Annotated in this window: 11 protein-coding genes; all 11 read left to right on the top strand. The window is 45.1% G+C overall.

All coding sequences use genetic code 11. The features are described from left to right. Positions 1-147: 147 nt before the first annotated feature. The 11 genes from ACT8YW_RS00925 to ACT8YW_RS00875 all read left to right on the top strand — a co-directional run bounded on the left by ACT8YW_RS00925 (position 148) and on the right by ACT8YW_RS00875 (position 19,249). Positions 148-1,506: a DUF4925 domain-containing protein gene (locus ACT8YW_RS00925; protein ID WP_444103691.1), complete on the top strand. Its 1,359-nt coding sequence runs from the start codon at positions 148-150 to the stop codon at positions 1,504-1,506. Positions 1,507-1,537: 31 nt separating this feature from the next. Next, positions 1,538-4,384: a TonB-dependent receptor gene (locus ACT8YW_RS00920; RefSeq protein ID WP_444103690.1), complete on the top strand. Its 2,847-nt coding sequence runs from the start codon at positions 1,538-1,540 to the stop codon at positions 4,382-4,384. A 135-nt stretch (positions 4,385-4,519) separates the two neighbouring features. Beyond that, positions 4,520-5,200, top strand: coding sequence for a hypothetical protein (locus ACT8YW_RS00915; protein ID WP_444103689.1), 681 nt, complete (start codon positions 4,520-4,522; stop codon positions 5,198-5,200). A 40-nt stretch (positions 5,201-5,240) separates the two neighbouring features. After that, positions 5,241-7,115: an alpha-L-fucosidase gene (locus ACT8YW_RS00910; protein ID WP_444103688.1), complete on the top strand. Its 1,875-nt coding sequence runs from the start codon at positions 5,241-5,243 to the stop codon at positions 7,113-7,115. Positions 7,116-7,421: 306 nt separating this feature from the next. Then, complete coding sequence (locus ACT8YW_RS00905) at positions 7,422-7,952, top strand: GNAT family N-acetyltransferase (protein WP_008025917.1); 531 nt, start codon at positions 7,422-7,424, stop codon at positions 7,950-7,952. A gap of 258 nt (positions 7,953-8,210) precedes the next feature. After that, positions 8,211-9,083 carry an electron transfer flavoprotein subunit beta/FixA family protein gene (locus tag ACT8YW_RS00900; protein WP_004314244.1) on the top strand — a complete coding sequence of 291 codons (873 nt, stop codon included), beginning with the start codon at positions 8,211-8,213 and terminating at the stop codon, positions 9,081-9,083. Between the two features lie 2 nt (positions 9,084-9,085). Beyond that, a complete protein-coding gene (locus tag ACT8YW_RS00895) occupies positions 9,086-10,105 on the top strand; it encodes an electron transfer flavoprotein subunit alpha/FixB family protein (protein ID WP_074705344.1) in 1,020 nt (339 codons plus the stop codon). Positions 10,106-10,111: 6 nt separating this feature from the next. Then, the gene (locus tag ACT8YW_RS00890) at positions 10,112-11,818 is read left to right on the top strand and encodes an acyl-CoA dehydrogenase family protein (RefSeq protein ID WP_007748504.1); all 1,707 of its coding nucleotides are present in this window, start codon (positions 10,112-10,114) and stop codon (positions 11,816-11,818) included. A gap of 151 nt (positions 11,819-11,969) precedes the next feature. After that, entirely contained in the window at positions 11,970-13,724 is a 1,755-nt protein-coding gene (locus tag ACT8YW_RS00885) for a rhomboid family intramembrane serine protease (protein ID WP_373147101.1), read from the top strand. A 7-nt stretch (positions 13,725-13,731) separates the two neighbouring features. Continuing rightward, a complete protein-coding gene (locus tag ACT8YW_RS00880; protein ID WP_004314240.1) occupies positions 13,732-14,151 on the top strand; it encodes a hypothetical protein in 420 nt (139 codons plus the stop codon). A 37-nt stretch (positions 14,152-14,188) separates the two neighbouring features. Beyond that, entirely contained in the window at positions 14,189-19,249 is a 5,061-nt protein-coding gene (locus ACT8YW_RS00875) for a DUF4132 domain-containing protein (RefSeq protein ID WP_444103687.1), read from the top strand. The last annotated feature ends 4 nt before the right edge of the window (positions 19,250-19,253 follow it).

Raw genomic sequence — 19,253 nt, 5'->3', positions numbered from 1 at the left:
ACATTGTTTTCTTCTTTATTAGGATTGTATTTAAGAAAATAGCAAATATAGAATATTGAATCCCAAGAATGGAGCTTGACGGCAGTCACCTATTAGCCGTACTTTGCATTGTTTTAATAAATATGTTGAAATAAAACCTAGAAGAGAATGAGAACTTTAAAAAGACTTTTTTATGTAGCTTGTACGGCTTTCCTCCTTACATCTTGCGAGGAAACCTATAATGACAAGCTATTCTGGCCGGGTGAACTCTGCCAGGAGTATGGCTCATACATCAAACCGGCGAACTTAAACCTGACCTACAGCGGGGAAAAACTCGTTGGAAAAACTGTCGACTTTAAAACAGAAGACAGTGAAAAAGGAACCTTGACACTGAATGACATTATCCCGGGAGAGAAACAAACTCCTCTTCCAATCAGTCTGTGCGAACAGGAAGACTCTTATACATTTAGCGGCAAGAACATCACGATGGGAGGAGCAACCGTGACATACAGCGGTGCCATCACTCCAAAAACAATGAAACTGGACCTGGACGTGGTAATGCCGCAAAGTAAATGGGAGAAAAGTTATGGCGTATCCAATTTCACTAAAGGAAAGAAAATGACTGTCACCTACAGCGGAGGGCAGTATATATGGAAAGAAACGAATGAAATCTTAACCGGAGGATTCTATGTCCATCTGGATGACGTGGAACTAACCAAAGCGGGCAGTACACTGTTTTTAAGGATGAAACTGATTCAAAATGCACTTTGCTATTTCATACCGCAACTTCTTCAAACAATCACCCTACAACCCGACGGTAACCTTGTAGCCAATTATACGACGAGTCCGGTCTACATCGGCAGCGTACCGATCAATAACATAGATCCGGATAAAGATGTCGGTACCATCGCAACATTTGTCACCAAGTTTATGATCGGCTTACTGACAGAAAAAGATATCAATAATGCATTGACAGACCGTACATGGACCACTTCACCTATTAATCTAATCACTTGGACAGAGGAGAGCGGTAAACTTAAAATAAACCTGAACTTACCGGCAATTATCAGTCTGGCAACCAAGGACGGTGAAACTCCTATCGATTCAGGACTGGTTTCCGGAATTATGGAAGCTCTTGCCCAATCCAATCCTGTGCAACTGAAACTGTTGCTCGGAATCGTGAACTCCATGATCGACAATCCACTGCTCGGTATCATAACCAGTATGGATACGGCGAGCTTCCAACAGGTATTCTACTTACTGACTGAAGGAATTATCTTTCATATAGAAGAGGAAGACGGACATACCCATCTTTACTTAACCAAAGAGTCGACAACTGCTTTCATTCAATTATTGCCCGGGCTGCAACCGATAGTGGAAGGAATGTTGCCGGAAAGCATGGCTAACAATACTGTATTTAAAAACCTGCTCGGACTTCTCATGGGAAATGACGAAAACGGTCTGCCGGTTTTATGGAATGCAGCCAATACTATTGACCTAGGATTGGATCTTCTGCCACAAGAATAAACATCAACTATGAATATCAAAAAAGAAAACAATGAAGAAAATATATATTCTAACTTTGCTACTATGCTTCACCAGCCTTGGGAGTAGTTTTGCCCAAACGCTGAAAGGACATATATATGATGCAAATACCAATGAGCCATTGGTGGGAGCAGCCGTTACGTATAAGTTACAGGGTAATCAAGGAGTAGTGTCCGACATTCATGGGGCTTATGAAATCAAGCTGCCCGAAGGGGGTGTCGATCTCGTATTCAGTTATGTGGGCTACGAAGATGTACTGATGCCGATCGTAATCGACAGACGTGAGGTAATCACCAAAAACGTCTACATGAAAGAAAGCACCAAACTATTGGAGGAAGTCGTGGTCAGCGCCGGACGCTTTGAACAGAAATTGAGTAATGTCACTGTTTCCATGGATGTAGTGAAAGCCGGTGACATTGCCCGCCAGGCACCAACAGATATATCGTCTACCCTCCGCACTCTTCCGGGAGTGGATATTGTAGACAAACAACCTTCCATACGTGGTGGTAGCGGATGGACATACGGAGTAGGTGCACGCAGTCAGATTCTGGTGGATGGTATGAGTACCCTGAATCCCAAGACAGGCGAAATCAACTGGAACACCGTACCTTTGGAGAATATCGAGCAGATTGAAGTAATCAAAGGAGCCTCTTCTGTTTTATATGGTTCATCGGCTTTGAATGGTATCATCAATATCCGCACCGCACGTCCGGGGTTAGCTCCGAAAACACGTTTCAGCGCATATCTCGGTATCTATGGTGATGCGGAGAATGACGAATACCAATGGAGTGACAAGAATTTCTGGAAAGAAGATAAATATTCGGTCAAACCGATTCTGCGCGGAAATCTTCTTAGTGGTGTGCGTAATCCGATTTACGAAGGATTCGATCTCTCCCATGCCCGTCGTATCGGTAATTTCGACGTCAGTGGCAGCCTCAATCTTTTCACCGATGAAGGATACCGCCAGCAAGGATATAACAAACGTTTCCGCATGGGAGGTAACCTAACCTATCACCAACCGGACATGGGAATGAAACTGTTGAACTATGGTTTTAATATCGATTTCCTGTCTAATCAATATGGTGACTTTTTTATCTGGCGTTCACCGACAGAGGTGTACAAGCCCTCTCCTTTCACCAACATGGGCAGGGAAGATAATAATTTCCATATCGACCCGTTTGTCAACTACGTGAATCCGGAAAACGGTACGTCACATAAGATCAAGGGACGTTTCTATTATAGTGCCGACAATATCGTACGTCCTACCCAGGGAGCATCCATCATGGATATTCTGGGCAATATGGGGACAGATGCCCAAACGATACAGAATATTGCAGGCGGTGATTACAGCTCGCTCTATCCGGCATTGGTGGGAATCGGTTCAGGACTAATCAATGGTAATCTGGAAGACGCCATGAATGGAGTATTCACTTCATTAGGCAATATCTTCCCTAACGCGACAACTGCCGATTATTGTGATCTGATTTCCTGGGTGATGGACAACGGACTACCCAGTGATTTGGGAGGACTGACGAACGGACAATTGCCTGGTGACCTGATTCCCTGGGTGTCCGACGTACTCAATCCTTCACGAAACACTCCTAAGACGCAGACTGATAAAAGCACTAACTATTATCTCGATTATCAGTTCAACAAGAAATGGGACAATGGTGCACAAATCACTACCGGAGCCACTTATGAGCATGTACGGTATAATTCGGCCATCATGGACGAAGTCTACAAAAGCGATAACATAGCTGCTTTCTTCCAGTACGACCAACGTTTTTGGGATCGTCTAAGCGTATCTGCCGGCGTACGTGCCGAATACTATCGTGTAAACAATCACCATCGTGAAGCAGAAACAAAGATATTCGGAACTAAAGTTCCATTCCGCCCCGTGTTCCGTGCCGGACTGAACTATCAGTTGGCTGATTACAGTTTTATCCGTGCCAGCTTCGGACAAGGTTACCGTAACCCGTCCATCAACGAGAAATACCTGCGCAAGGATATTGGAGGAGTCGGCGTTTACCCGAATCTGGATATCAAACCGGAAAAAGGGTTTAATGCGGAATTGGGATTCAAGCAAGGGTATAAGATTGGCAATTTCCAGGGATTTGTAGATGTTGCAGGATTCTATACACAATATAAGGATATGGTCGAATTCCAGTTCGGACTATTCAATAATTCGGACTATACGATGATTAACAGCATCAGTGATGCCATCCGGATGATAACCGGCGGTCAAGGTTTCGGAATCGGAGCACAGTTTCATAACGTATCGAAAGCACAAATCTACGGAGTGGAAATATCAACAAACGGTGTTTATAACTTCAATAAGAACACAAAGTTGTTCTATAACTTAGGATATGTATACACCGAACCCCGCGACGCGGATTATAAGGAACGCAATGATGCGGAAGATCTTTATACCGATCCCCTTCAAATGAAAGAAAAATCGAACACCGGAAAGTATTTGAAGTATCGTCCGAAACACAGTTTTAAAGCGACGGTAGATTTCCAGTGGAAACGTATCAATCTGGGTGCAAACGTTGCTTGGAAGAGTAAAATCCTCGCAGTGGATTACCTGATGATGGATGAACGTCCGAAAGCACAACTCGACTTGATGGATTACGTTCGCGGCATCGCTTTCGGTTATTCTAAAGGAGAGACTTTGGCTACTTATTGGAAAAAACATAATACGGACTACGCCACTGTGGATATGCGCCTTGGAGTAAAAGCGTCCAAAGAGGTAGCTTTTCAGTTTATGGTCAACAACTTGTTAAATAAAGAATACAGCTACCGCCCGATGGCAGTTGCCGCTCCACGCACGTTTGTAGTTAAGATGGATATTACATTCTAAATAACTTCTAGAATTTACAACCGATTCAGAAGCGGCTGCACGATGCAGCCGCTTTCTTTTTTCCCTCATCTGTCATCATTTATCTATATATTGCGTATCTTTACCCCGCGAAAACGAGAAAAAACAGTCGATAAAATGAAAAAACAAATCCTACTTATTGCCATCTTATTATGTTCAGCCTTTGCACAGGCACAAGAAGTTTTTGTAACCGCAGATTTTGTAAGTAGCTACATCTGGCGTGGTATGGACAGCGGCAACGCAAGTGTGCAACCCTCACTCGGCCTCAACTGGAAAGGCCTGACCGTCTATGCATGGGGTTCTACCGAATTTCGTAAAAAGAATAATGAGATAGACTTGTCACTGGAGTACGAATACAAAAACCTGACTCTCTACGCCAACAACTATTTTACCCAAACAGAAGAAGAACCTTTCAAATACTTCAATTACAATTCACATTCCACCGGACATACTTTTGAAGTAGGAGCCGGATATATGCTTAGTGAGAAATTTCCATTATCAGTCAGCTGGTACACCACCTTTGCCGGAAACGACTACCGTGAAAACGGAAAACGTGCCTGGTCCAGCTATTGCGAATTGAGTTATCCGTTCAGCGTGAAAGATGTAAACATGAGTGTCGAAGCAGGTTTTACCCCTTGGGAAAGTATGTACTCCGACAAATTCAATGTAGTCAATATCGGATTATCCGCAACGAAAGAAATCAAAATAACGTCCAACTTCTCTCTGCCCATATTCGGAAAGCTAATAGCCAACCCCTATGAAGAGCAACTTTATTTTGTATTCGGAATTACGTTGTAGATGATTCTTACACTCAATTATTAACTAATAAATTACCCCCATGAAAAAACACATTCTTATTTTCGGAGCAGGCCTCCTTCTATTAAGTGCCTGTAATTCGGTCAAAGCACCGGAAGCTATCCTGCCCATTCCCGAAGCCAAGCAGGTAGAATGGCAAAAAATGGAAACATACGCTTTCGTACACTTCGGACTTAACACATTCAACGACCGCGAATGGGGATACGGTGATTCCGATCCTAAAACATTCAATCCTACCCGCCTGGATTGCGAGCAATGGGTACAAACCTTTGTGAAATCCGGAATGAAAGGAGTAATCCTGACAGCCAAACATCACGACGGATTCTGCCTGTGGCCTACTCACCTGACAGAATATTGTATCCGCAACACCCCGTATAAAGACGGAAAAGGCGACATCGTTCGCGAACTATCGGATGCCTGCAAGAAGTACGGCATTAAATTCGCAGTTTATCTGTCTCCCTGGGACAGGCATCAAGCCAACTACGGTTCTCCCGAATACGTAGAATACTTCTATAAACAACTCAACGAGCTATTAACCAACTATGGTGATGTTTTTGAAATCTGGTTTGACGGTGCCAATGGCGGAGACGGCTGGTATGGCGGAGCAAAAGACAGCCGTACTATCGACCGCAAAACTTATTACGATTATCCGCGAGCCTATAAGTTGATCGACGAGTTGCAACCACAGGCTGTTATCTTCTCGGATGGAGGTCCGGGCTGCCGTTGGGTAGGTAACGAAAACGGATTTGCAGGAGCTACCAACTGGTCTTTTCTCCGTGCCGGAGAAGTTTATCCAGGTTACCCCAAATATCGTGAATTGCAATATGGCCATGCCGACGGCAACCAATGGGTAGCCGCAGAATGTGATGTATCCATCCGTCCGGGATGGTTCTATCATCCGGAAGAAGACGACCGTGTGAAAACAGCAGATGCATTGACTGATCTGTATTACCGTAGCGTAGGTCATAACGCAACATTGTTACTCAACTTCCCCGTCGATCGTGACGGACTGATTCATCCGACAGACTCAGCCAACGCCGTAAACTTCCACCAGAACGTACAAAAGCAACTGGCACACAACCTATTGGCCGGACTTTCTCCCAAAGCATCGGACGAACGGGGAAAAACATTCTCTGCAAAAGCGGTGACCGATGGTGAGTATGATACTTATTGGGCTACCAATGACGGTGTCAACTCTGCCACCATCGAGTTTGCCCTGCCTCAAACGGAAAAGATTAACCGCATGATGTTACAGGAATATATACCTCTGGGGCAACGTGTCAAATCATTCGTTGTAGAATACAACCAGGAAGGCGAATGGCTTCCGGTAAAATTGAATGAAGAAACGACCACTATCGGATATAAACGCCTTCTTCGTTTCGAGACAGTCACCACAGATAAGATCCGTGTCCGTTTTACAGATTCGCGAGCTTGCCTCTGTATCAATAACATAGAAGCCTATTATGCAGGAGAGACTTCCGATACATATACTGCAAAAGCAGAAGAGTTGAAGAGTTATCCGTTCACGCTCGTTGGAGTAGATGCGGAGGAAGCACAGAAATGTATGGATAAAAACAATCAGACCACCTGCTTCATCAACGGAAATACATTATTGATTGATTTGGGAGAGGAACGCACAATTACCTCCTTCCATTATCTCCCCGACCAGAGTGAATATAATAAAGGGGTGATTGCGGCCTACGAAATATCTGTAGGTACGGACAACAATGCTGTCAACCAGCTAGTAGCCAAAGATGAATTTTCCAATATAAAGAGCAATCCGATTTTGCAATCGGTTTACTTTACTCCGGTAAACGCCCGCTATGTCCAACTGAAAGCAACACGGATGATACATGACGGTGAACCGATGGGGTTAGCAGAAATTGGTATACAATAAAAGAATAGAGACTCTCTCCATAAAATTAGAATAAGGTGCAATTATGAACTAAATCATTTGCTTTATTACAGTAAATGATTCCTATAGGCATTTTTATTTCGCCGTTTGCCTGCCAGGATATAGTTCGTTAGGCAATCTTATTTCGTATAACTATAGTTTCTCTTGCGTATGACTATAGTTATACGAAAGGGAGACTATAGTTATCCTTACGAATAACTATAGTCATACGAAAAGATAATAGGCAATCAAGATAGTCTTATCAGGCTATGGAGAAAATCTAATTAGTAACATAAAATAATAGATAATATGGTACAGCAAACAGAGATTATCGTGCAGAAGAAAAACTATACTCTCCGTACTTGGCAAACCGAAGATGCAGCATCATTAGCCCAATATCTCAATAACAAGAATATTTGGAATAACTGTCGTGACGGTCTCCCCTATCCTTATAGCCAGGAAGATGCTAACGTTTTTCTCGCTATGGTACAAGCAAAAGAAAACATTCATGATTTCTGCATTGAGGTAAACGGAGAAGCAGTCGGAAATATCGGTTTTATACCCGCTACGGATGTAGAACGTTTTAGTGCAGAAGTGGGCTACTGGATTGGAGAACCTTTCTGGAACCAGGGAATCGTTACTGACGCCCTGAAAAAAGCTATCAACTATTATTTCGAACACACTGATAAAATACGTGTATTCGCAGTCGTATTTGAGCATAACTCCCCATCCATGCGGGTATTAGAGAAAGTGGGATTCACGAAAGTAGGAATTATGCAAAAGGCTATTTTCAAGAATGATAATTTCATGAACGCACATTATTATGAACTTATCAAATAATCCGGAATTCATCAAGGGATCCTTTTCGGACACCCCTCCTCATAAACGCCTTGTCAACCCTGAATTAAATCTATAAAAACCCTCCTATTTTGCTCAAAATTCTTAAACCTGTGCATTTTTTACTCGGATTTCTTGTCAGAACCAAGTGTTTGAGTAAATTTGCACGCTGATAGTTAACCGGATAGTTTGGATAGCAAGAGATTACTACTTGACTACTGGCTGCTAACTTGTAGAAATACTAATACTAAAATTTATAGCATGAGTTTGAAAATTGTTGTATTGGCAAAACAAGTTCCCGACACACGTAACGTTGGGAAAGATGCCATGAAAGCCGACGGAACGATTAACCGCGCGGCACTCCCCGCCATCTTCAACCCCGAAGACCTGAATGCTCTCGAGCAAGCTCTCCGATTGAAAGATGCTCATCCAGGCTCTACCGTAACCGTTCTGACAATGGGACCGGGACGGGCAGCCGACATTATTCGTGAAGGACTTTTCCGTGGTGCAGATAACGGTTACTTATTAACTGACCGTGCTTTCGCTGGTGCAGACACACTGGCTACGTCTTACGCACTTGCCACTGCCATCCGCAAAATCGGTGAGTATGACATTATTATCGGTGGCCGTCAGGCAATCGACGGTGACACGGCACAGGTAGGTCCGCAGGTAGCAGAAAAGCTGGGATTGACGCAAATCACATACGCAGAAGAAATTCTGGAAGTGGGCGATGGTAAGATTAAGGTGAAACGTCACATCGACGGTGGTGTTGAAACTGTAGAAGGCCCGCTGCCTATCGTGATTACTGTCAACGGTTCTGCAGCTCCTTGCCGTCCGCGTAACGCTAAATTGGTTCAGAAATACAAACATGCCAAAACTGTGACTGAAAAACAGCAAGGCAATCTTGACTATACAGACCTGTACGACAAGCGCGATTATCTGAATCTGGCAGAATGGAGCGTAGCCGACGTAAACGGTGACCTCGCACAATGCGGTCTGTCCGGTTCGCCGACAAAAGTGAAAGCCATCCAGAACATCGTGTTCCAGGCTAAAGAGAGCAAAACCATCAGCGGCAGCGACCGTGACGTGGAAGACCTGATTGTTGAACTATTAGCTAACCACACCATCGGATAATCATGAATAACTTATTTGTATATTGCGAAATAGAAGAAGGTAACGTTTTAGACGTTAGCCTCGAACTTCTGACCAAAGGTCGTTCGTTAGCCAACCAGTTGAACTGTCAGCTCGAAGCAGTGGTTGCCGGAACCGGCCTCAAAGATATTGAAAAACAAATCCTTCCTTACGGAGTAGACAAACTTCACGTTTTCGACGGCGAAGGACTTTACCCTTATACTTCACTTCCTCACACAGCTATCCTGGTGAACCTTTTCAAAGAGGAACAGCCGCAAATCTGTCTGATGGGTGCTACTGTAATCGGTCGTGACCTCGGTCCGCGCGTTTCTTCTGCTTTGACCAGCGGATTGACTGCCGACTGTACTTCACTTGAAATCGGTGACCACGAAGACAAGAAAGAAGGCAAGACTTACAAGAACCTGTTGTATCAGATCCGTCCGGCTTTCGGCGGTAACATCGTTGCTACGATTGTGAACCCGGAACACCGCCCGCAGATGGCAACCGTTCGCGAAGGTGTGATGAAGAAAGAAATCCTCTCTCCGAACTATCAGGGAGAAGTGATCCGTCACGATGTGAAAAAGTACGTAGCTGATACGGACTATGTAGTGAAAGTAATCGAACGCCACGTAGAAAAGGCAAAGAACAACCTGAAAGGTTCTCCGATTATCGTAGCCGGCGGATACGGTGTAGGCTCGAAAGAGAACTTCGACCTGTTGTTCGACCTCGCAAAAGAACTTCACGCAGAAGTAGGTGCCAGTCGTGCTGCTGTTGACGCAGGTTTTGCAGATCACGACCGCCAAATCGGTCAGACAGGTGTTACGGTTCGTCCGAAACTCTACATCGCTTGCGGTATCTCCGGACAGATTCAGCATATCGCCGGTATGCAGGAAAGTGGTATCATCATCTCCATCAACAACGACCCGGATGCTCCGATCAACACGATTGCCGATTACGTAATCAACGGAACTATCGAAGAAGTTGTGCCGAAGATGATTAAGTATTATAAACAAAATAGCAAGTAAGGAAAGATGGCTAATTATTATACAGACATACCGGAACTCAAGTTTCACTTGAACAATCCGATGATGAAACGTATTTGCGAACTCAAAGAACGCAATTACAGAGATAAAGATGAATTCGATTATGCTCCGCTGGACTTCGAAGATGCTGTAGACTCTTATGACAAAGTGTTGGAGATTACCGGAGAAATCACAGGAGAAATCATTGCCCCTAACGCAGAAGGTGTAGACGAAGAAGGTCCTCACTGTGCCAATGGTCGCGTAGAATATGCATCAGGAACCAAACAAAACCTGGACGCAATGGTGAAAGCCGGTTTGAACGGTATGACCATGCCACGTAAGTTCGGCGGTCTGAACTTCCCGATCACCCCGTACACCATGTGTGCAGAAATCGTGGCTGCTGCCGACGCAGGTTTCGGAAACATCTGGTCATTGCAGGACTGTATCGAAACTCTTTATGAGTTTGGCAATCCCGACCAACACAGCCGTTTTATCCCACGCATCTGCCAAGGTGAAACGATGTCAATGGACTTGACAGAACCGGATGCTGGTTCCGACCTTCAATCTGTTATGCTGAAAGCTACTTACAGCGAAAAAGACGGATGCTGGTTACTGAACGGTGTGAAACGTTTCATCACAAATGGTGACGCGGATATTCACCTCGTACTGGCACGTTCGGAAGAAGGAACAAGAGACGGTCGTGGTTTGTCTATGTTCATCTATGACAAGCGTCAGGGTGGCGTGAACGTACGTCGTATCGAAAACAAACTCGGTATCCACGGTTCTCCTACCTGCGAATTGGTATATAAGAATGCAAAAGCTGAACTTTGCGGTGACCGCAAACTCGGTTTGATTAAATACGTAATGGCTCTGATGAACGGTGCCCGTCTGGGTATTGCCGCACAATCTGTAGGATTGAGCCAGGCAGCTTACAATGAAGGTTTGGCATACGCTAAAGACCGTAAGCAGTTCGGAAAAGCAATTATCGAATTCCCGGCTGTGTATGACATGCTGGCTATCATGAAAGGCAAACTGGATGCCGGACGTGCTTTACTGTATCAAACATCTCGCTACGTAGACATCTACAAAGCATTGGACGACATCGCCCGCGAACGTAAACTGACTCCGGAAGAACGCCAGGAACAAAAGAAATATGCTAAATTAGCAGACAGCTTTACTCCGCTGGCTAAAGGTATGAACTCTGAATATGCGAACCAAAACGCTTACGACTGTATTCAGATTCACGGCGGTTCAGGTTTCATGATGGAATATGCTTGCCAACGCATCTATCGCGACGCACGTATCACCAGCATCTACGAAGGAACTACCCAGTTGCAGACAGTAGCCGCTATCCGTTACGTAACCAATGGTTCGTACATCGCTACCATCCGCGAGTTCGAAACCATTCCTTGCTCACCGGAAATGGAACCGCTGATGTCTCGTCTGAAAAAGATGGCTGACAAATTCGAAGCAAGCACCAATGCAGTGAAAGAAGTACAAGATCAGGAATTACTTGATTTCACCGCTCGTAAACTGGTGGAAATGGCTGCTGACATTATCATGTGTCACCTATTGATTCAAGATGCCAGCAAGGCTTCCGAACTGTTCTCCAAATCTGCACATGTATATTTGAACTATGCAGAAGCGGAAGTAGAAAAGCACTCAAACTTCATCGAAAACTTCGATAAAGAAGACTTGGCATTCTACAAAAAGTAATAAATACTCTATCAAATCTCATAAAAGCATCCCTTCTTAGGAAGTGGATGCTTTTTTATTTGTCACATTCTATTATTTTTCATTATTATTCTATACATTTGTCAGTGAGATAAGTAATTTTTAATCGACGACTCTATATAAGAATAGAAATATGGCACTCAAACCTTCATATAACGACAAACTGCATTTACCGGGTTTATCAAAAACAGAAATCCTTATACTGGCTCTCGAAGCTTCGCAAAAGCTGGAGTGGAATATCGAGGAAGTCACTCCGGAAGGAGCACGATTCGAAGTCCCGTTCAATATGTATTCTCATGGAGAGGAAATAACCTTCACCATAGAACCGGGAAGCGACGGAGAAGTAGCTGTGCGCAGCCAATCCTCTTCCGTACAATTTGTAGACTATGGAAAGAACAGAAAAAATATACAAAAGCTACGCGAGACGATGGAAGAAATAAAAACATCCCTTACCCCGGAAGAGCTAACCCAAAAGGCAAAAGATTTCGAGGAAGAGTGTAACCGTCCGCTCACAGAAGAAGAGAAAGCCTATCTGGAGGAAGAAAAGAAGAGGAACTCTTTCTGGTCGTTCTTTATTCCCCGCAAAGGTTTTATGGCAACGCCTATCCTGATAGACCTCAACATCCTTGTATTTATTGTGATGATTGCATCCGGAGTGGGAATCATGTCTCCTTCCACCTTATCACTGCTGAAATGGGGAGCCGACTTCGGACCGCTGACCCTTACAGGCGACTGGTGGCGTGCAGTGACCTGCAACTTCATACATATCGGTGCTTTTCATCTCCTGATGAATATGTACGCTTTCATGTACGTAGGACTTCTACTGGAAGGACTGATAGGAAGCCGTCGGATGTTCATGTCTTATTTACTGACCGGATTATGCTCGGCGGTATTCAGTCTTTATATGCACGGAGAGACAATCAGTGCCGGAGCCTCCGGAGCCATCTTCGGACTCTACGGTATATTCCTCGCCTTCCTGTTCTTCCATCGCATCGCAAAGGAACAACGGAAAACGTTATTGACCAGTATCCTTATTTTTGTCGGTTACAATCTGGTTTATGGCATGAAAGCCGGGATTGATAACGCTGCACATATCGGCGGGTTATTAAGCGGTTTCCTACTGGGAATCATCTATGTATGCAGCTATAAATTTGAAAAAGCCGATGCGCAACGCACCGTTTCAATCCTTGGGGAGCTTGGTATCTTTTGTATTTTCCTGTTCAGCTTCTTGATGCTTTGCAAGAACGTTCCCCCTCTTTATCAGGACATACGCGGCGAATGGGAAAGCGGTATTGTAGAAGCCTATCTGAATGGTGAACTGGAAGAAGAAAACGAAAACGGTAACCAATCAGGCAGGGAAACTGCCAACAGTTCTTCTACCAGTCAGTATCCTCCATACGTTCCGGTAGGTAATAACGATACATGGCTTTCTTATTACGATGCAGAAACAAATTTCAGTTGCCAGTATCCTACCAACTGGAGGAAAATAACAGGAGCGAAAGGATTGACTCCCAGCGCAGAACCTCCGTTGCTTAGGCTCGTCAACGGCGCCAACCAACTGACGGTTACCGCTCTGACCTACGATACACAAAAAGAGTTTGAACATATCAAGAAGTTATCGCTCACTCTCCCGCGAAATGCACAAGGAGAACCAGCGGAAGACTATAAGCAGAGCAATGTCAACATCAACGGGCTATCCATGACAAGAACTACAAACCCTCTGCACATCGGAGCTCCTGATGAACCGGGAGAAGACATACAACAAATTGTATTACACTATTTCCAAGAAAGCAAGAAGCGAACTTTTACCATTGTTATGCTTGTCTATGATGAAGAAGCCGAAACCGATCTGAATGCTATTACATCAAGTATTCAGATCACCCAATAAAGAGAATATGAGAGTATATGTCCAAGTCAAACAGTTAGGAAAGCGAAAGTGCAATATCGAAAAGATTCCTGTCGACTTTCCTGTTCCGCCTGTCGATGTACAGGGGTTGATTGAAGCCATCGTCAGTTGGCAAGTCTGTGAATATAATGAACGCTTGCAACAAAGCGAAGTACTGAAATACCTCACACAGGAAGAAGTGGAAAATAAAGCAACTTCTGGCAAAGTTGGGTTTGCAGTAAACTATAACGGCAAACCTGCCGCAGAAGTAGAAGCAATCACCAATGCCCTGCAATCTTACGAGGACGGAATTTTCCGTATCTTCATTGACGATACGGAAACTGAAGACTTATCCTCTCCCACCGGACTCAAAGAAGAATCTACCATCACCTTCATCCGATTGGCTATGCTGTCGGGAAGACTTTGGTAATCATTTTCTTATAAACACACTTAAAACGAAAATAATCATGAGACTCATTTATAATGACGCATTAAACAAACGGATTGCTCCGTACCTGGAAAGGTTAACGAAAAAGAGAACCAGTTTAGACAAAGAGACAATGACACTGTTGGATGTATTTATGCAATACTTCAACATGGATACCCGGTATGGCACATACAGCGATAAACTAGAGCCTTGCATCATACATATTATTCAGGAAGAGAAGATAAAGAGTGTTGCCAATCTTTTCGACGGAAAGTTGAACAAAGTGCTCCGTTATCTATTGGGAGACGAATATGCCAACCTGTTCCACACCTATCTGAAGCTCAAAGCACGGTGTCCGTACACTCATGGATATTCGCGCCGGTCACAGCGGTCGGCGAATCCTCTTCTGCATTTCAGTCACATCATAGATGCGCTGACGGAATTTCTAAAACTACGTGCCACCGGATTCAGCGGACAAGCCATACTGAACGGAGGAAACACTCCGGAAGAAATAGAAACATACAAGGATGCGATGAACTGCCAAAACTGGATGGCCGCCCAAATAGCAGAAGGCAACCAAACTGTCATTGAATATCTCAACAACGTATTGACCAGCGAGAATAATGCCAACCGCCTCAACCAGGGACATCTCCAGGCTATCGCCGTGAGCGGTTACCGCCCGTTGCTGGAACTGGAAGGGAAGTTACTGCTGGCAGCCAAACTGCAGGAAGGTCTCCGTCAGGCTATCGTGGAAACGATGGACGAAGGATGCCCCGAAAGTTATCTCCATCTTTTCTCGGTGATCTGCGACAACGGCCTGCAACGATTTGCCTCCGTGAAACGCGGCATTGCAGTCTGTACGGGTATCGGAGAACAAGACAGCAGCGAGCGTATCACCAACAAATATGTGGAACTGATCCGCCGTTTTCTGAACGACCGGGAAGAAGCACGCAAAGCCCTTCAAAGCAAAGATACGGTCGAACTTTATCTGGCTCTATGGAGTATCGGATTCTACAATACGGAAGAAATCCAGGCACTTGTTCCGGGAATAATTAAAGACGGTGCCAAATATCAGGTGCAGACCTTACTTTACTTTTTACGCTGTACGCAATACTCCGGCATGAACCACCGCATCAGTAAAGATGCTTTTGAAAAATGGTATAACGAACCGTCGGTAGTGGCAGCTATCCTGCCACTGTATCTGTCCGGGCTCTATCTTAGCCGGTACGGAGGACATAAGGACGCCCCGTCGCTCCATGATTATTTTGATAGCAAAGAAGAAGCGATCCGTCATTATGACTATCTGAAGAACGTCTATCAGTCCATCTCTGCCAAAGAGATTTATTCTCCATACGTATTCCCATGGGAAAGTGCAGAGCTCACCCGTTCGGAAATCGTTCTCAAGATGGCGTATATCACCTGGATGACCAACGATTCTGCATTAAAAGACGATCTTTGCACTTGTCTGCCTTCTTTGGATACCTATATGCGGGCAGGCTATATCGGTGTCGTATTAAATCCCCCGACCAGCCATTTACAGGAAGAATATGTGCTGCAATCACTGGGCGATCGTTCGCAGGACGTTCGTGACGAAGCCTACAAAGTATTGTCCGAGATGACTTTGTCGCCCGAACAGAATCAGAAAGTAGAAGAGTTGCTGCGCTTCAAATATAGTGAGATGCGTATCAACGCCATCAATCTATTGATGAAACAGCCGAAAGAACAACTGTCCGGCAGTATCCGCCGCTTACTAACAGACAAGGTGGCCGAACGCCGCCTGGCCGGATTGGATATGATGAAGACTATTCACAACGTAGAATTTCTGCAAGATACCTATCAGGAACTAATCCCCACCGTCAAAGAAATTCAGAAACCGAACGCGAAAGAAAAAGTGTTGATAGAATCTCTGATCGGCGACGGAACGGAAAAGAACACCGCACAGCACTATACCAAAGATAACGGCTTCGGTCTGTACGACCCGGCTCTTGAAGTCAATCTGCCGGAAATTACCCAAGATAAAGGATTCAACGTGAAAAAAGCATTCGAATTCATTTGTTTCGGAAGGGCCAAACTTGTATTTAAAAAACTAAGCAAATACATCGAAATCTATAAGAACGAAGAGTTCAAGAATGGGTACGGAGAAGCACGCCTGGTAGGCAACAGTGTCCTGATAAACTGGAGCAACTACGGAGGATTGAGCGGACTCGGTTTCCCGGAACTGTGGAAGGCCTTCTACGAAGAAGAGATCGGAAGCTATGACAAATTACTGATGATGAGTTTCATGCTTGCATCGACAGGTGCCCCAAAAGACGATGACGACTACGATGAAGAGGATGAAGAAGACATCAAGGCAGACCAGAAATCAAGCAACACTTTCGAGCCGCTTGTCAACCGGATGTATGCCGGCATCACTTACCGCGGATTGCAGAAGGAACTCCGCAAGATGCCGTACTACGAACAGATGAGTGATATTATCGAAGCATTGTCATACGAGTATAAAGACGAAGCAGTCTACCAACGATTGGCTGTCAATATGCTGCTCCAACTGTTGCCTTTGCTGAATACTAAAAACATTTTCCGCCAGTACACCAACAAGCATGCATGGCTTCGGGACAAACTGGAATATGGAGAAAAAGAGATCGTTTATCCGATACATAACAACAAGTTCGTAAACTTCTGGCTTGAAATGCCTCAAAAGCCCATGAGTGATGATCTGTTTATCCGCTACTTCACGGTGCGCTACCAACTTTACAAGCTCACCAACTACATGGAACACACACCCGAACTGGAAGAAACAGACTCTTACCTTCATGCCACAGACTTCGCCCGTGCATGGATGCTCGGAATCATCCCGACAGAAGAAGTATACCGCGAAATGATGGGACGCATCAGCTCGCCCACCCAGATCAAGGCAATTACCACGGTATTGAACGACAACGTTCGTTTCAATAAGGAAAAAGAAAGATACGCCGACATCAAAAACGTCGATTTCTCTCTCTTCCGTTCTCTTGCACAGAAGATAGTAGACCGGATTCTTGAAATCGAACTAAAACGGGGAGACTCCGAGACACAAGTCACCAGCCTTGCGGAAGAACTAAGTTATATTTATGGAGCGGACACATTTATCCACATTCTGCAAGCATTCGGCAAAGATACTTTCATACGCGACAGCTACAACTGGGGCAGCACCAAACGAGGCGTATTGAGCAGCTTGCTCCATGCTTGCCATCCCCTACCGACAGATACCAGCGAAAATCTGAAGAAACTGGCGAAGCAAGCCGAAATCAGTGACGAACGACTGGTAGAAGCCGCCATGTTCGCTCCGCAATGGATTGAACTAACCGAAAAGGCAATAGGCTGGAAAGGACTGACAAGTGCCGCCTATTATTTCCACGCCCATACCAATGAAACATGTGACGACAAGAAAAAAGCAATCATCGCCCGCTACACCCCTATCGACGTGGAAGACTTGCGGGAAGGTGCTTTTGATATCGACTGGTTCAGGGATGCATTTAAGACAATTGGCAAACGACGCTTCGAAGTGGTCTACAATGCCGCCAAATATATCTCATGCAGCAATAGCCATACCCGTGCCCGCAAGTTTGCCGATGCCACCAACGGCGCAGTGAAGGCAGCAGATGTAAAGAAAGAAATAGTTGCCAAACGCAACAAAGACTTATTGATGAGCTACGGCCTCATCCCATTGGGACGGAAACCGGACAAAGAACTGCTGGATCGTTATCAATACCTGCAAAAGTTCCTGAAAGAGAGTAAGGAGTTCGGTGCTCAAAGACAGGAAAGCGAAAAGAAAGCGGTAAACATCGCCCTGCAAAACCTGGCGCGTAACTCCGGCTACGGAGACGTTACCCGTCTGACCTGGAGCATGGAAACGGAACTAATCAAAGAACTTCTCCCCTACCTGTCTCCCAAAGAGATAGACGGTGTAGAAGTGTACGTGCAAATCAACGAGGAAGGCAAATCGGAGATTAAACAAATCAAAGACGGCAAAGAGCTCAACAGTATGCCTGCCAAACTGAAAAAGCATCCGTATATAGAAGAACTGAAAGCGGTACACAAAAAACTGAAAGACCAGTACACCCGCTCCCGCGTGATGCTGAAACAGGCGATGGAAGACTGTACTCGTTTTGAAGAAAGCGAATTGCGCAAGTTGATGCAGAACCCTGTCATCTGGCCATTGTTGAGACATCTTGTCTTTATCTGTAACGGACAGACGGGCTTCTACACCGACGGATTGCTGGTGACTGTGAATGCCGTTTGCCTACCGTTAAAACCGAAAGACGAGTTACGCATCGCCCATCCCACAGACTTGTACGCAAGTGGTGACTGGCATGCTTATCAGAAATTCCTGTTCGACAAAGCAATCCGCCAGCCTTTCAAACAGGTGTTCCGTGAACTCTATGTTCCGACTCCGGAAGAAGTGGAAGCCACTCAATCCCGCCGTTACGCCGGCAATCAGATCCAACCGCAGAAAACGGTTGCCGTACTGAAAGGCCGTCGCTGGGTAGCCGACTACGAAGACGGTTTGCAAAAGATCTATTACAAAGAGAACATCATCGCCACCATCTATGCGATGGCAGACTGGTTCTCTCCTGCCGACATCGAAGCTCCGACGTTAGAATATGTCTGCTTCCACAACCGCAAGGACTACAAGCTGATGAAAATCTCGGAGATTCCTCCTGTCATCTTCTCGGAAGTGATGAGGGACGTAGACTTAGCAGTAAGTGTAGCCCATGCCGGAAGCGTCGATCCGGAAACCAGCCACTCTACCATCGAGATGCGCAGCGTGCTGGTGGAACTGACAATGCCGTTGTTCCATTTCAAGAACGTGACGATAAAAGGAAGTTTCGCTCACATCGAAGGCAAACTGGGTAAGTACAATATCCATTTGGGCAGCGGCGTAATCCATCAGGAAGGCGGCGCGCAAATTGCCGTTCTTCCGGTACATTCGCAAAATCGCGGACGCCTGTTCCTGCCCTTTGTAGATGAAGATCCGAAGACAGCCGAGATATTGACTAAGATTATCTTCTTTGCAGAAGACGATAAGATAAAAGACCCGAGCATCCTGAACCAAATCAAATAGAAAA

This window comes from Bacteroides sp., assembly GCF_052357945.1.
Taxonomy (GTDB): domain Bacteria; phylum Bacteroidota; class Bacteroidia; order Bacteroidales; family Bacteroidaceae; genus Bacteroides.
Note: the sequence above shows the minus strand (reverse complement) of the source record. Positions and strands in the feature narration are given on the sequence as shown.

Bases quoted from the DNA above. Each gene is read 5' to 3' on its own strand.
- ACT8YW_RS00890 (WP_007748504.1), top strand. From the start codon at position 10,112: ATGGCTAATTATTATACAGACATACCGGAACTCAAGTTTCACTTGAAC.
- ACT8YW_RS00895 (WP_074705344.1), top strand. From the start codon at position 9,086: ATGAATAACTTATTTGTATATTGCGAAATAGAAGAAGGTAACGTTTTA.
- ACT8YW_RS00925 (WP_444103691.1), top strand. From the start codon at position 148: ATGAGAACTTTAAAAAGACTTTTTTATGTAGCTTGTACGGCTTTCCTC.
- ACT8YW_RS00910 (WP_444103688.1), top strand. From the start codon at position 5,241: ATGAAAAAACACATTCTTATTTTCGGAGCAGGCCTCCTTCTATTAAGT.
- ACT8YW_RS00880 (WP_004314240.1), top strand. From the start codon at position 13,732: ATGAGAGTATATGTCCAAGTCAAACAGTTAGGAAAGCGAAAGTGCAAT.
- ACT8YW_RS00905 (WP_008025917.1), top strand. From the start codon at position 7,422: ATGGTACAGCAAACAGAGATTATCGTGCAGAAGAAAAACTATACTCTC.
- ACT8YW_RS00900 (WP_004314244.1), top strand. From the start codon at position 8,211: ATGAGTTTGAAAATTGTTGTATTGGCAAAACAAGTTCCCGACACACGT.
- ACT8YW_RS00920 (WP_444103690.1), top strand. From the start codon at position 1,538: ATGAAGAAAATATATATTCTAACTTTGCTACTATGCTTCACCAGCCTT.
- ACT8YW_RS00885 (WP_373147101.1), top strand. From the start codon at position 11,970: ATGGCACTCAAACCTTCATATAACGACAAACTGCATTTACCGGGTTTA.
- ACT8YW_RS00875 (WP_444103687.1), top strand. From the start codon at position 14,189: ATGAGACTCATTTATAATGACGCATTAAACAAACGGATTGCTCCGTAC.
- ACT8YW_RS00915 (WP_444103689.1), top strand. From the start codon at position 4,520: ATGAAAAAACAAATCCTACTTATTGCCATCTTATTATGTTCAGCCTTT.